This window comes from Alteromonas oceanisediminis (assembly GCF_018474025.1).
GTDB classification, from domain to species: Bacteria; Pseudomonadota; Gammaproteobacteria; order Enterobacterales; family Alteromonadaceae; genus Alteromonas_E; species Alteromonas_E oceanisediminis.
In genome coordinates, this window is sequence record NZ_JAHCTA010000001.1 from 308,986 (window position 1) to 321,942 (window position 12,957).

The 12,957-nt window shown below is 48.3% G+C and carries 14 protein-coding genes; 3 read left to right on the plus strand and 11 right to left on the minus strand.

The genetic code is table 11. The features are described from left to right. Positions 1-228: 228 nt before the first annotated feature. The gene (wecA, locus tag KIU71_RS01445; RefSeq protein ID WP_214129361.1) at positions 229-1,293 is read right to left on the minus strand and encodes a UDP-N-acetylglucosamine--undecaprenyl-phosphate N-acetylglucosaminephosphotransferase; all 1,065 of its coding nucleotides are present in this window, start codon (positions 1,291-1,293) and stop codon (positions 229-231) included. Between the two features lie 454 nt (positions 1,294-1,747). Here wecA and KIU71_RS01450 point away from each other — a divergent pair, with 454 nt between their 5' ends. Genes KIU71_RS01450 through galE form a run of 3 tightly spaced genes read left to right on the plus strand, consistent with a single transcriptional unit; the run spans position 1,748 to position 4,565 of the window. Further along, positions 1,748-3,253, plus strand: coding sequence for a peptide MFS transporter (locus tag KIU71_RS01450; RefSeq protein ID WP_214129362.1), 1,506 nt, complete (start codon positions 1,748-1,750; stop codon positions 3,251-3,253). Then, the gene (locus KIU71_RS01455) at positions 3,253-3,552 is read left to right on the plus strand and encodes a DUF6170 family protein (RefSeq protein ID WP_214129364.1); all 300 of its coding nucleotides are present in this window, start codon (positions 3,253-3,255) and stop codon (positions 3,550-3,552) included. The genes KIU71_RS01450 and KIU71_RS01455 overlap by 1 nt, the downstream gene beginning before the upstream one ends. Next, positions 3,549-4,565: a UDP-glucose 4-epimerase GalE gene (galE, locus tag KIU71_RS01460; RefSeq protein ID WP_214129366.1), complete on the plus strand. Its 1,017-nt coding sequence runs from the start codon at positions 3,549-3,551 to the stop codon at positions 4,563-4,565. The genes KIU71_RS01455 and galE overlap by 4 nt, the downstream gene beginning before the upstream one ends. 276 nt (positions 4,566-4,841) lie before the next feature. Here galE and KIU71_RS01465 read toward each other — a convergent pair whose 3' ends face one another. The 10 genes from KIU71_RS01465 to ccmA are packed head-to-tail and all read right to left on the minus strand — an operon-like array spanning position 4,842 to position 12,756. Further along, positions 4,842-5,612, minus strand: coding sequence for an MlaA family lipoprotein (locus KIU71_RS01465; protein ID WP_214129367.1), 771 nt, complete (start codon positions 5,610-5,612; stop codon positions 4,842-4,844). Then, positions 5,612-6,892, minus strand: a complete 1,281-nt coding sequence (gene ccmI, locus KIU71_RS01470; protein ID WP_214129369.1) for a c-type cytochrome biogenesis protein CcmI — start codon at positions 6,890-6,892, stop codon at positions 5,612-5,614. The genes KIU71_RS01465 and ccmI overlap by 1 nt, the downstream gene beginning before the upstream one ends. Then, positions 6,893-7,327 (minus strand): cytochrome c-type biogenesis protein, encoded by a 435-nt coding sequence (locus KIU71_RS01475; protein WP_250207216.1) that lies wholly within the window; start codon positions 7,325-7,327, stop codon positions 6,893-6,895. A gap of 59 nt (positions 7,328-7,386) precedes the next feature. Beyond that, positions 7,387-7,983, minus strand: coding sequence for a redoxin family protein (locus tag KIU71_RS01480; protein ID WP_214129372.1), 597 nt, complete (start codon positions 7,981-7,983; stop codon positions 7,387-7,389). After that, on the minus strand, positions 7,980-10,010 hold the full coding sequence (locus tag KIU71_RS01485; protein WP_214129374.1) for a heme lyase CcmF/NrfE family subunit: 2,031 nt from the start codon (positions 10,008-10,010) through the stop codon (positions 7,980-7,982). The genes KIU71_RS01480 and KIU71_RS01485 overlap by 4 nt, the downstream gene beginning before the upstream one ends. 2 nt (positions 10,011-10,012) lie before the next feature. Next, positions 10,013-10,486 carry a cytochrome c maturation protein CcmE gene (gene ccmE, locus KIU71_RS01490; RefSeq protein WP_214129380.1) on the minus strand — a complete coding sequence of 158 codons (474 nt, stop codon included), beginning with the start codon at positions 10,484-10,486 and terminating at the stop codon, positions 10,013-10,015. Next, on the minus strand, positions 10,483-10,698 hold the full coding sequence (gene ccmD, locus KIU71_RS01495; protein ID WP_214129708.1) for a heme exporter protein CcmD: 216 nt from the start codon (positions 10,696-10,698) through the stop codon (positions 10,483-10,485). Before ccmD ends, ccmE begins: the two co-directional genes overlap by 4 nt. Beyond that, entirely contained in the window at positions 10,698-11,456 is a 759-nt protein-coding gene (gene ccmC, locus KIU71_RS01500; RefSeq protein WP_214129382.1) for a heme ABC transporter permease CcmC, read from the minus strand. Before ccmC ends, ccmD begins: the two co-directional genes overlap by 1 nt. After that, a complete protein-coding gene (gene ccmB / locus KIU71_RS01505) occupies positions 11,456-12,121 on the minus strand; it encodes a heme exporter protein CcmB (RefSeq protein WP_214129384.1) in 666 nt (221 codons plus the stop codon). Before ccmB ends, ccmC begins: the two co-directional genes overlap by 1 nt. After that, a complete protein-coding gene (ccmA, locus tag KIU71_RS01510) occupies positions 12,121-12,756 on the minus strand; it encodes a cytochrome c biogenesis heme-transporting ATPase CcmA (protein WP_214129386.1) in 636 nt (211 codons plus the stop codon). The genes ccmB and ccmA overlap by 1 nt, the downstream gene beginning before the upstream one ends. Positions 12,757-12,957: the final 201 nt, after the last annotated feature.

Here is a 12,957-nt window from a genome sequence, read left to right on the forward strand (position 1 = left end):
TGTTCAAGTACTTTTTGCAATGAATCCCCTGCAACCCTGTAATTGCCTTGCTCAGAAATATCCACTAATGAAACTTTAGCGACGGGTTGATGAATCGAGGAACATGCAAATAGAACCGAAGCGCTGCTAATCATTACTATTCTTTTAATCATAAACTCTGACACTATAATATATGCGAAACATGATACCGCTAATTTTAACACACGCAATGTTGCCAAACACTTCAGGTTAAACGTGCTTACGTTTTCTGATATAACGTAGAATTGTCCAAATATTCTGCAATATCGCACTGTAGACCACTAGCAAAGCGATAAAACTCCAAAACATGACGTATTCTGGAACTTCATAAAGTTCGCCTAAAATACCCACTGCGGCATACAATACCCCCAGCATAAGAATCATCGATAAGGCACGACGAGGTGACAATCCCGCTCGCATAAATATGAAATGTAAATGCTGCCTGTCGGGACGAAGAACCGACTGTTTTTTCCGCGCTCTACGGTACATAATTCCAGCCATGTCCATAAGCGGGAGACCGATTATCCAGACAGCTGTGATAGGCCGCATTGCGGGATCACTACCTTGAGTAAAATCTACCATCAACCAAACTATGGTTAGTCCTACAAACATACTTCCACTATCACCCATATAAATTTTATTGCCCTTGAATCCTTTGAGGCTGAGGTTAAATGCTAAGAATGGGACCAAGGCAGCGACAATCATCATCGGAGCCATGATTTCTTGTCCTTTTCCGGATATTAACAATAAAAAGACGACAGCAAGTAACACAATCAAACTTATACCGCCCGCTAATCCATCTATACCGTCGATCATATTGAAAGCATTAATAACACCGACAACGCACACGAGTGTAAAAAAATAACCCATAAATTCGAGTTCTATCGCGCCAGTGCCAAGTATATTCCCCACCGAGGTGATGTAATTTTGAGCCGCCCACGCCATGATCGATGCAACACAAAACTGGCAAATCAACCGCCCCTTAGCACTCAGATCAAATTTGTCGTCAAGCATACCGAGCAATACAATAAAAAAGGACGCTGTAAAGAACCAAGAGCCATTTTTAAACCATGCATCTGTCATGACGCTAGCAGAAAAAACAGCACCGAATATCGCGACGCCTCCGGTCAAAGGAACTACACCTGTATGAGTTTTGCGACCACTCGGGTGGTCGACAAGTCCGAGCTGTCGAGCAAAAGGAGTCATAAACACTAGCAGGAGTACTGCCGCAAAAAAAACGGTTAGTAATGGAATCACTTCCAAATAAGCAAACATCTAATTATCTTGTCCCTATGCGACATAGCTTTTTATGCAATGAACCATGATGGTTATTGATTTCATTTACGCACGCTACACATGTTATGGCATGATTATGCATTTATCATGCCAAGCCCTAGGCGCGACTGGTGGAATAGTATAGCAACAGAGCACTCTACTAATCTAGCGTTAATAGCGTTGACTTGATGCAATTAGAACGACGGTTTATTTTAACTCTGTCACCATTTAATTAATCAAACTGCCCTCTTGCAGTCCTTATGAAGGCAAAATATTGACTGTCTCAGCAATGTCCAAAATGTTGAACGAAAGCGTCAATTAGTCTAAAAATGATGCATTTTTCATGTGTTTTTAATGGTGATTGCGTAGTTATCAAGCGGCTTTTACCTTGCGTAACCTAGCGTGAGTCTTGCATAATGGCTGGCGAACTTTAAAACAATCCTGCGATAGGCTTATGACTATAAAAACAACAAACGACACTAAGTTCTTCGGCCATCCGGCCGGATTGCAAACACTGTTCTTCACCGAGATGTGGGAGCGCATGAGTTACTACGGTATGCGTGCGCTGCTGGTTCTGTTTATGACCGCTAGTTTACAGGAAGAGGGGCTTGCATTCACCGTAGCAACAGCAACGGCTATTTACGGGCTTTATACCGGTGCCGTTTACTTTATGGGCTTGCCCGGTGGATGGATGGCCGATCGTCTGATTGGAGGTCAGCGCGCGGTGTGGTACGGCGGTATCATCATCATGTGTGGCCATATCGTGCTAGCCATTCCCAGCACGCAAACTTTCTTTATTGGTTTGATTCTAGTGGTTGTCGGTACTGGCCTATTGAAACCCAACATCGGTGCGATGGTCGGCATGCTGTACAGCGACAATGACGCCCGTCGGGACAGCGGTTACACCCTCTACTATATGGGCATAAATATCGGCTCAGTGATTGGTTACATTGTGTGTGGCTATCTTGCCACGGAAATGGGTTATCACTGGGCATTTGGTGCAGCGGCAGTGGGTATGGGTATTGGCTTGATTCAATACCGCCTGACTCAGCCACGCTTAGAGGGTGCAGCTGCTGAACCCACTGTGGCACTATCGCCGGGCGCGCACAAACTCAGCTGGATGACCATCATCGCCTTTGTCGCTGGCACCGCAGTGCTCACGATGCTGGTAGCAAACGGTACTATCATTATAGACGCGGTTGCGGTAGCGAAATATGTCGCCATCTTCTTTACCTTGGTATTTTTAGCGTACTACGCCGCGATCTTTTTTATGGGTAATCTAACGCCCAATGAAAAACGTCGCCTTGGTGCATTGTTTCTAGTATGCATTGCCTCAATCTGTTTTTGGGCTGGTTTTGAACAAGCCGGTTCATCCTTGAATTTGTTTGGCCGTGACTACACTGAACGTATGATTGGCAGCTTTGAGATACCACCAGCATGGTTCCAGTCAGCCAACTCATTTTTCATCATCATTCTGTCGCCGTTTTTTGCCGCTCTCTGGATAAATCTTGGCAAGCGCATGATGGATCCATCCTACGGTTTTAAATGTGCTATCGGCCTGATTATCATGGCAACAGGCTTCATCGTCATGTTTTTCGCAGCTCAAATTGCAGCTAGTGGCTTAAAAGTTGCGCCGTATTGGCTGGTTATGACCTACTTCCTGCACACCGTGGGTGAGCTTTGTCTAAGCCCCGTCGCGCTAAGCGCGGTGAGTCGCTTATCACCTAAGCGATTTGCCGGTCAAATGATGGGCGTGTTTGTATTGACTTATTCAATTGGTAACGTCGTCGCTGGCCTATTGGCAGGTAACTTCGCCCCTGACCGTCTTGACGAGATGCCTGGCCTGTATATGCAAATCAGCTTATTCAGCATCGCCATCGGTATTGTTGTCTTGTTGATGACGCTGAAAACCCGTCACTGGGAAAAAGCGCCCATCGAAGCCAAGAGTGACAACGCCTAGTGAAGCTCTATTTTTCAACACGACAGATCCCGCCTTTGCGGGATCTACCGCTTAAAGAACGCATGGCGGCACTTGAGCAGGCAGCTTTTAAAATGACCGTGCCAGAGCGATCGTTGCTGAATGTGTTGAAGTTGCTCGTCATCGTGCCTGTTTTTATCTTTATATTGCAGTCAACGGACGACTGGACAGCCCTCCTGTGGGCTGCGCTGGTATTTTTGACTTATCCCCTTTTTGTTAAACCGCTGCAGTACTCTCTCAGCGCGAAATACTTACCCGAAACGAAACAGGAACCATCATGAAATCTATCTTAGTAACCGGAGGCGCAGGCTATATTGGGAGTCACACGGTACTGCAACTGTTGGAGCAAAACTATCACGTCGTGGTCTTGGATAATCTGAGTAACGCGTCGCCTGAATCACTGCGTCGAGTTGAACAGATCACCGGAAAATCGGTTACGCTGGTAGAGGGTGATATTCGTGATGAAAAACTGTTGAGGGCGCTGTTCAGTGACAACGACATCGATGCCGTGATCCATTTTGCGGGGCTGAAAGCCGTTGGCGAATCGGTTGAAAAACCATTAATGTATTATGAGAATAACGTGTATGGCACGTTACAGTTGTGTAAGGTAATGGCTGAGCATAGCGTTAAGAACATCGTCTTCAGCTCCTCTGCAACAGTATATGGCGACCCTGTGTCGCTCCCTTTACATGAAAATATGCCAACGGGCACACCCACAAACCCTTATGGCCAGTCGAAATTAATGGTTGAATTGATGTTGCGTGACCTACACACCGCCGATCCAGACTGGAACATTGTATTGCTACGCTACTTCAATCCAGCGGGAGCTCATCCCTCCGGTCTAATCGGTGAAGATCCGAATGGTATACCTAACAATCTTATGCCATTTATTAGTCAGGTAGCAACGGGCAAGCGCCCTCATCTGAGTGTATTTGGAAATGACTACGACACGCACGATGGCACCGGAGTGCGCGATTACATTCATGTTGACGATTTAGCCAATGGACACCTTAAGGCACTCGATAAACTGCAGCGCAACGCCGGTTTATGTACTTTCAATCTCGGCACAGGGCAAGGTTACAGTGTGCTGGACATGGTAAAAGCGTTTGAAGCACAAAGCGGGCAAAAAATTGCTTATGAGTTTGTTCCCCGCCGCAGCGGTGATGTGGCCGCATGTTACGCAGATCCGGCGCTTGCGGAAAAAGAGTTAGGCTGGAAAGCACAAAAAGGCTTAGCCGAAATGTGTGCTGACGGTTGGCGCTGGCAATCGACTAATCCGAACGGTTATCGGTAAAACTTAAAACGCCTCTACTTTGAGGCGTTTTTTATGGATGAAGCTTAGGGCATGTTGATCTTTCATCTTTTCAACTGGTGACCGGCACAGACTGGAGTCTGATTCTCTCACCTACGAGGAATGAGGAGTGCGATTTGTTTGATCCAAATTAGCGAAAAAAAATGAAGTTGATGCTGGAGCATTGACAAAAGCCCGAAGCTGTCCAGTGGCGGGCTCAAGATCATGGCATTTAAGTGAAGAAAGCTGCTGGACGCAGTTCCGAATTCCGAATTCAGGCTACAAATCTTCCAACATATCTTCAAACGCTTCAAAATCTTCTAACTGCTGATCATCAATTTCTTTCTCACCGCTTTTGCCATCGGTGACCTGAAACTCTTTGTTCTGAAAGTAAGCGTTTTTAACAAAGGCATAGGGATCTGGTGAGTTCTCCAGTTGCTGCTCTTGCTCCATCAAGCGCGCTCGAGCTTCAATTGTTTCAACAAACAGGCGAGCGAGGGTGAACTGGAAATCGACAATACTGGGAAAGTAAGCGATATCAACGACTTGACCTGACACACCGCGTGCATCGTAGGGCCCAGCCGCGGGCACCATCAGGTACGGGCCATTGCCTACGCCCCAGACACCCAATACTTCATCGAAGTCTTCTTCTTGGCGTGGCACCCCCATCTTTTCAGCCACATCAATGGTGCCGACAAGGCCAATGGTTGAATTGATCACGAAACGCGCAAAACTGTCCGCTGATTCACTCGCCTTTCCCTGCAGTAGGTTGTTGATGACATTCAGAGGCTCTTCTAAGTTCTGCGCAGCATTTAATAACGCTGTTCTGGCGAACTGAGGCATCACTGTGACATAACCTACGGTGACGGGTCTGACGATGTACTCGTCCAATACATCGTAATTAAAATCCCATACCACTCGGTTAACGGGTTCGAACGGGTCTCTGGGGTCGCCCTCATCAGCAGTTGCCTGCTGGTTGGCATTATTTGCTGCACAGGCTGTCAGTAAAAAAACAGCAATAAGCGTTGCAATACGCTGAGGATATTTCATTAAAGTTCCTGATTAATCTCGATTTGAACGTCGATTAGTTCGCCTTCAGACACCGTCTGAACTGTCGTTCCCTGCCATTCTCCAACATCAACGTCGACATTGTCGTCCATCGAAATACGCGCAACTAACTCCACACGTTTGAGCTGCTGAAGCGAATAGTTGGGCATCATGGCATTATTTTGGGAAAGCGTCACGCTGGTTGGAAAATTTTTCAACGACAATTTTACCGCAGCCGCCGGCATTCTCATCTCACTGTCAGCATCGCGCGCAAACACAAATAAATACCCACTCGTAGGAATTTGATCCCGAAACTGATTGGCAATGGTCACCGTTAGTTGGAAGCCGGTCATTCCTTCCCTAGCCGCTTCACTTGAAGCTGAATCGGATTGGCGCTGTTGAACTGTTTCGCCCCCGCTTCCACGCAACGCGTTTAGCTCAGCCACAATACTCTGATACATAGCGCTATCTTTTGACATTTTGCTTTCAATGTTTGCAAAATAACCTTCGGCTTCTGATAACTGCCCGAGCTGTGAGCTGATAACGGTCAGCATCAACATGATATTATCGTTATTCGGCTGTTGCTTTAGCTCAAACTGAAGCAGGCGCTTGGCACGCTGAAGGTTATCCTCCTCACCACTGAGCATCAATGCCTGAGCAAAGTTAAGGCGCATCGCGGTGTCTTCGGGCGCAAGGTTAAACGCGCGTTCAAAGGCCTGTAACGATTGCTCAGCAAAGCCGATACTCATGTAAAGTCGACCTAAGTTTAGCCATGCCTGCGTGTCGGTGGGTGTCTCACGAAGGCGCTGACGGATAGCCAGTGATAGCGATTGCAGCTCCTGCGGAGATATATCTGCTCCGTTCTCAACCACCGCCAGCAACTTCTGGCTCAACTCAGCAATCGACTCCCTCGCAGACACCATCTGTTGCACTTCGCTGAGGTAGTTTGATTGCGAATACACTGCGCCGCCAATACCCATGGCGACAATAAAGCCGATTATCAAAGGCGCCGCCGCCGTGCCGGTCGCCCTATCATTTGTTGAACCTGACTCCTCAACTAACGCAAGCTTGAGTTCAGTGATCGCTGACTGTTTATCTGACTCAGATATCAACCCTTGGTCAACTTCTTTATCCAACTCAGCGAGGCGTTGCTTGACAATCTGAGCATTGCGAACCTGGTCGACAGCATGTTGATCCCGAGCGCGAGCCCAAGGGATGTAAACCGTGGCAGCGACTGCCGTAATAAACCCAGCCACAATTAGATAGAATACAGCCCAACTCATTTAATCCTCGCGCGCCAGCAGTTTATCGGCTTCAGCCAATTTTTCATCGATATCAGTGGTAGACTGCGTATTACGTTTCCGTGTAATGGCCAATAGCGCAACCACGGCAAATACAACCGGTAGGAGCCAAAGCCACATCGTATATGCTGTGACCGGCGGTTGATAATGCACAAAATCCCCGTAACGCTGTTTCATAAAATTAATCACGTCTTGCTCAGAGCGCCCCTGCTGCAGCAATTGATAAACTTTTCTGCGCATATCGTGTGCAATCATCGCATCTGAATCGGCAATATTCTGGTTTTGGCACATTGGGCATCGCAATTCAGCCGTCAACGATAAAAACGTTTGCCGCTGAGCCTCGCTTGAAAACTGATAGCTATCTAACGACTCCTTCGTTGGTGAGTTTTCAGTCGGTTGTACCTGAGCAAGCGCCATACAACTGGTCATCAATAGCACGACGCTCATTTTTACGATGATTGAAAAATCGATTATTTTCATGGCTGCACTGCCAATTTAGGCTCATTAAGAAGCTGTTCATACAGCGGCTTTATTTTGTGCTTCCAGACCCGTTCGTTGATGTCGCCAACGTGGTGCATTCGGATATGCCCACGCTTATCTATCACAAAATGCTCCGGCGCTCCCGTGACACCCAAATCAAGAGAGTAATCTCGCACCACATCGAAAATTTGGAATTGGTAGGGATCCCCTAAACGGCGTAGCATCTGACTCACTTCACCGCGCACTCTCTCTAGGGTTTTTGTGCCAAAGTCAGGGTCAAGGTCTTGGTCATAGTAAAGCCCTACAAATCGTACCCCCTGTTGCTCGCGCAGTTGTGTCAGGTAAGGCAGTTCAACGGCGCACGTCACGCACCATACACCCCAGACGTTAAGAATAGTGACCTCGCCCAGCAAACTTTGTTCGGTATAATATGTCTCCCAATCCATTAGGTCTGGCAGAGAAAACGGCGGTAAAGGCTGCCCCTGTACCATTGAATCTCGCTCACGCGGATCGCCGAATAACCCCTGAAACAAGAAAACCACCAACAAAGTAAAAATGACGGCTGGAACCGCAAACCACAATGATTTATTCATGACAGTGCCTCCGTTGGCGTATTGCCGCGTTTACTGAATTGGCGTTTAATGCCTGCAACCTTCGCGAGTCGGTAGCGCTTGTCTGCAATTGAAAAAGCGCCCCCCATCGCCATGATAAACGCCCCTGCCCAAATCCATATCACGAAAGGCTTATAGTAAACTCGCACCGACCATGCTCCGTTATCAAGAGGCTCTCCTAACGCAATAAACAGATCTCGCGTTAAAGTTGCGTGTATTCCGGCTTCAGTCATGGAAGTCCGTTGAACAGGATAAAAGCGCTTTTCAGGCTCTAAATGCACGATTTTACGGCCGTCTTCAAACACATCAAACACACCGACATCGGCAGAATAGTTAGGCCCTTGCACTTTCTTTACACCAGTAAAAACAAATTCATAACCTGCCATCGCCACTGTGTCACCGGCCACCATACGCACGTCGCGCTCTTGCTCATAGTTGCTGACCAAAGTGATCCCAATGAGTGTTACCGCAAAACCCACATGACCCAGCACCATGCCCCAATGGCTGCGGCTGAGTTTTTTCAAGGATAACACCACGGACGGCTCAGCGGTATTGACTGAGCCATGCGCCGTGCCGGAGCGCTGCGCATCAATGCGCTGCAATACTTCCTGCACGGTCGCGACTAAAATCCATACGCTCAACACCATTCCCAGCATCGCCATCCAAGTCGGTTCATCGTAGCTAACGTTAATTAGCAATGCGGCGCTAACACTCACGCCTGCGGCAACCAGCATATGATTGCGCAGCGCGCCAATCGGCTGGCGTTTCCAGCGCGACAACGGGCCGACGCTAAGCATGAACACAAAAGGCACAATCAATAGTGTGAACATCTGATTGAAGAAAGGTGCGCCAACCGAAATTGTACCGAGGCCCAATTCTTTGTGTACTAAGGGTAAAAGAGTACCTAATAGCACCACCAGAGTCGCAGCGCAGAGCAACACATTGTTGCCAATCAGCAAAACCTCGCGCGAAAAGGCATTGTAGTTCGCTCGACTACGTAGCGATTTGGCACGCAGAGCGTAAAGCAGCAAAGCGCCACCGCTTAACGCCACCAGAATTCCCAAGATAAACAGGCCTCTAGCAGGGTCACTGGCAAAGGAATGAACCGAAACAATGATGCCTGAACGCACTAGGAAAGTGCCTAATAGGCTCAACGAGAAGGCGGCGATCGCTAACAATACGGTCCATGATTTAAACGCTTTGCGCTTTTCTGTTACCGCTAAGCTGTGCATCAACGCTGTACCAACAAGCCATGGCATAAACGAAGCATTCTCAACCGGATCCCAGAACCACCATCCGCCCCAACCGAGTTCGTAGTACGCCCACCAACTACCTAATGCAATGCCAAGCGTCAGAAATGCCCATGCGGAAATCACCCAAGGTCGCGACCACCGCGCCCATGTAGAATCCAACTGTCCTGAAATTAAAGCGGCAACCGCAAAAGCAAACGCCACCGAAAACCCAACGTAGCCCATGTAAAGCATGGGCGGATGAATAATCATGCCAAAATCTTGCAGCAATGGGTTTAGATCTCGACCGTCTACTGGGAAAAGCGGTAACAGGCTTTCAAATGGATTTGACGTGATCAGCATAAATAGATAAAAACCCACCGACACCATGCCAAGTATCGACAATACTCTGGACACCATCGCCTGCGGAATGCCTCGACTAAACGTGGCAACCGCAATAATCCAACCTGACAACATCAGCACCCACAACAAGAAAGAGCCTTCATGCCCGCCCCACACCGCAGTCACTTTGTAATACAGAGGCAGCAAACTATTGGAATGATGCGCCACATAGGCAACACTGAAATCGTCTACCACGAAAGCATAAGTGAGGCAGGCATATGAGATAGCGGTGAATACAAACAGTCCTATTGCCAGTGGTTTGGCAGTGGACATCAAGCGCGTGTTACCGGTTTGCGCGCCCCACAGTGGATAAATACACAACAAAATAGACAGCACAAGTGCCAACGTCAGTGCAATATTACCAAGTTCAGGGATCATGCTCAGTAACCTGCTTCAGTGGGTTTAACGTGTTTGATCCCTTTCATTTTTTCAGCCAATTCGGGCGGCATGTATTCCTCGTCGTGTTTCGCCAAAACTTCGTGCGCTTCTATGGTGCTCTGTTCAACCAGAACCCCTGTGGCGACGATACCCTGCCCTTCGCGGAACAAATCCGGCAATATACCGGCGTATTTCACCGTCACGGCTTTATTCACATCTACGTCGACCAAATCAAAACTGACCGCCAAACTTTGCCGGTCGCGGCTAACTGAGCCTTCAACCACCATACCGCCGATGCGCAAACGTTGCCCCACCGGCGGGATCGCCGCCCCGGGTTTTCCATCGATAATTTCTGATGGGGTGTAAAACAAATCAATGTTCTCATTTAACGCGTACAGCATCAGGCCGATCGCGCCGCTGACGAGAAGTACGATGCCCACCACAACAGCAAGCCGCTTTTGTCGACGAGGATTCATGCTTGACTCTCCTTTGCTGCTGCGCGACGCGCAGCAAGAATACGCTGCTTGCGCTCAATTTCTTGTTTTGCCTTTTGCAGTACGCGCCGCTGACCATAAAAACTATCGACAACCAGCAATAACATCACAACAAAGGTTACCCCAAACGACAACCACACAAAAAAGCCGTAGCCGCCCATAGCGACAAACTCTGAAAAACTGTCAAATCTCATCATTCTTTCTCCGCCCTAGCGTTACTATTGGCAACTAAATCAGCCACCCAGGGACGATGTAACTCGCGCTGCACAATTTCGTTGCGCAAGCGCATCAGTGAAATGGCTCCGACAAAGGCCGCGAAGCCGAGAAGGTTAATCAATAATGGCCATAGCATTTCCGGCGCAATAGAAGGCTTACCAAATTTGCTGATAGTGGCGCCTTGGTGCAGCGTATTCCACCATTCGACGGAGTAATGGATAATTGGCACGTTAACGACCCCAACAACCGCCATCACACCGGCCGCTTTACCTGCTTGTAGCTTGTCATCAAACGCGGCGTATAACGCCATCACACCGAGATACAAAAACAATAAAATTAATTCTGATGTCAGGCGTGCATCCCACACCCACCACGCACCCCACATGGGCTTGCCCCAAGCTGCACCGGTAAACAGCGCGATAAACGTCATCACCGCCCCGACGGGTGCAATAGCAATCATCGTCATGTAGGCTGTTCGCCATTGCCAAATCATGCCCACGGCTGCGGCAATCGCCATGGCAACATAGGCTCCCATCGATAAGATGGCACTTGGCACGTGAATATATATAATTCGAAAAGAATCACCCTGCTGATAATCCGCTGGTGCAAACACCAGCCCCCACACCGTGCCGATAATTAAACTCACCACGGCAACCGTTGCAAACCAAGGCAATAACGTATGACACAATTGATACGCACGCTCAGGCTTTGCGTAGGGATGAAGCCATTTCCACATTAATGTAAACTCACTTTGACCGCGTAATTTATCGCAAAAGGCGACAGCGCTAGTGTGGTTAATAATAACGCCGCAATAATAGCGATTTGCGGCCCATAAGGTAATTGCATTGCGGCCGATTCGATGGCTGACGTGGCGAAGATCAACAATGGAATGAACAAGGGTATTAGTAATAATGCCAGTAGCACGCCCCCCCGATTCAAACCCACAGTCAATCCGACTGCAATCGCACCAACTAAGCTCACCAACGGCGTGCCTAAGGCTAACGTTGCCATCAAGGCCCAGTACATGGGTTCGGTCAAGTTGAGCAACAGCGCAAGCAACGGCGAAATAATCACTAACGGGACAAACGATACCAACCAATGACTCAACACTTTGAGCATCAACAAGCCCGTCATTGAGGCATCACTGAGCGCCAATTGTTCCAACCAGCCATGCTGAAAATCATCTCTAAACAGCCGCTCCATGCCTAATAACGACGATAAGATGGCGGCTACCCAAATCACGCCGGGTCCAATTCGTTGCAAAATATCGGGTGATGGACCCACGCCAAGTGGAAACAATGTAATGACCAATACAAAAAAAACCAGCGGCTGGATCAGCTCTGATTTTTGTCGAAACGCTAGCGTCATCTCGCGCTTTAGTAGTGCGGCATAAGGCGACATCAAATACGATACTCCAACGTAATATCGCGCCATTGCGTAATGGATACTAGTGGCTGATGCGACGTCATGATAACGCTTCCCCCTCCGGCACAAAAGGCTGTTATGTGCTGCTCAATAAGTGCGATACCGGCGACATCAAGTGCAGTGAATGGCTCATCTAAGATCCACACCGTCGCGCTTTGCTTAAACCAAAGCCTCGCCAATGCAACGCGGCGATTCTGACCCGCGGAAAGTTGACCACACGGCACATCCTCCAGCCCAACCAAACCCAACGTCGTCAGCACGTCGAAAATGACCGATGGCGGTGTGGTTAACTGTTGCTGCTCACACCAGTACACACAATTTTCCAGTGCGCTAGCCAGCGGATTAACCGCTGATTTATGGCCAATATAAACCAGTTGTTGAGCAAAAGCGCGGCGTGTTATGTCATTGGTAATCGATTCGCCTTGCCACATAACACGGCCCTCATCAGGGCGAATAAAGCCGGTTAATATGCGCAACAAGCTGGTTTTACCCGCGCCATTGAGGCCCGAAAGCAACACAAGCTCGCTTGGCTCGAGATCGAAAGAAACTCCGCTGAACAACGCTCGATCGCGACGGATACAAGTTAAATCAATAGCTTGCAACTGAGACAATTTACAACCCTAACGACAATAACCGTGTAATCACGGTGAAATAACACGTTTTTTAGTGAGGCATATCATAGCATACTCTATCAAGCTCATGCCGTAGCAATCGGTCAGTTTTTCTGACCGGATCGTCAGAAATTTTTCACACTCACCTCATCGTGATCGAAATACGCTACAATCAAGACTCACCGGCGCTAACCGATAAGT

Excerpts from the sequence above, each read along its gene's own strand:
- wecA (WP_214129361.1), bottom strand. The coding sequence starts at position 1,293 with ATGTTTGCTTATTTGGAAGTGATTCCATTACTAACCGTTTTTTTTGCG.
- KIU71_RS01450 (WP_214129362.1), top strand. The coding sequence starts at position 1,748 with ATGACTATAAAAACAACAAACGACACTAAGTTCTTCGGCCATCCGGCC.
- galE (WP_214129366.1), top strand. The coding sequence starts at position 3,549 with ATGAAATCTATCTTAGTAACCGGAGGCGCAGGCTATATTGGGAGTCAC.
- KIU71_RS01465 (WP_214129367.1), bottom strand. The coding sequence starts at position 5,612 with ATGAAATATCCTCAGCGTATTGCAACGCTTATTGCTGTTTTTTTACTG.
- ccmI (WP_214129369.1), bottom strand. The coding sequence starts at position 6,892 with ATGAGTTGGGCTGTATTCTATCTAATTGTGGCTGGGTTTATTACGGCA.
- KIU71_RS01475 (WP_250207216.1), bottom strand. The coding sequence starts at position 7,327 with ATGGCGCTTGCTCAGGTACAACCGACTGAAAACTCACCAACGAAGGAG.
- KIU71_RS01480 (WP_214129372.1), bottom strand. The coding sequence starts at position 7,983 with ATGAATAAATCATTGTGGTTTGCGGTTCCAGCCGTCATTTTTACTTTG.
- KIU71_RS01485 (WP_214129374.1), bottom strand. The coding sequence starts at position 10,010 with ATGATCCCTGAACTTGGTAATATTGCACTGACGTTGGCACTTGTGCTG.
- ccmE (WP_214129380.1), bottom strand. The coding sequence starts at position 10,486 with ATGAATCCTCGTCGACAAAAGCGGCTTGCTGTTGTGGTGGGCATCGTA.
- ccmD (WP_214129708.1), bottom strand. The coding sequence starts at position 10,698 with ATGAGATTTGACAGTTTTTCAGAGTTTGTCGCTATGGGCGGCTACGGC.
- ccmC (WP_214129382.1), bottom strand. The coding sequence starts at position 11,456 with ATGTGGAAATGGCTTCATCCCTACGCAAAGCCTGAGCGTGCGTATCAA.
- ccmB (WP_214129384.1), bottom strand. The coding sequence starts at position 12,121 with ATGTCGCCTTATGCCGCACTACTAAAGCGCGAGATGACGCTAGCGTTT.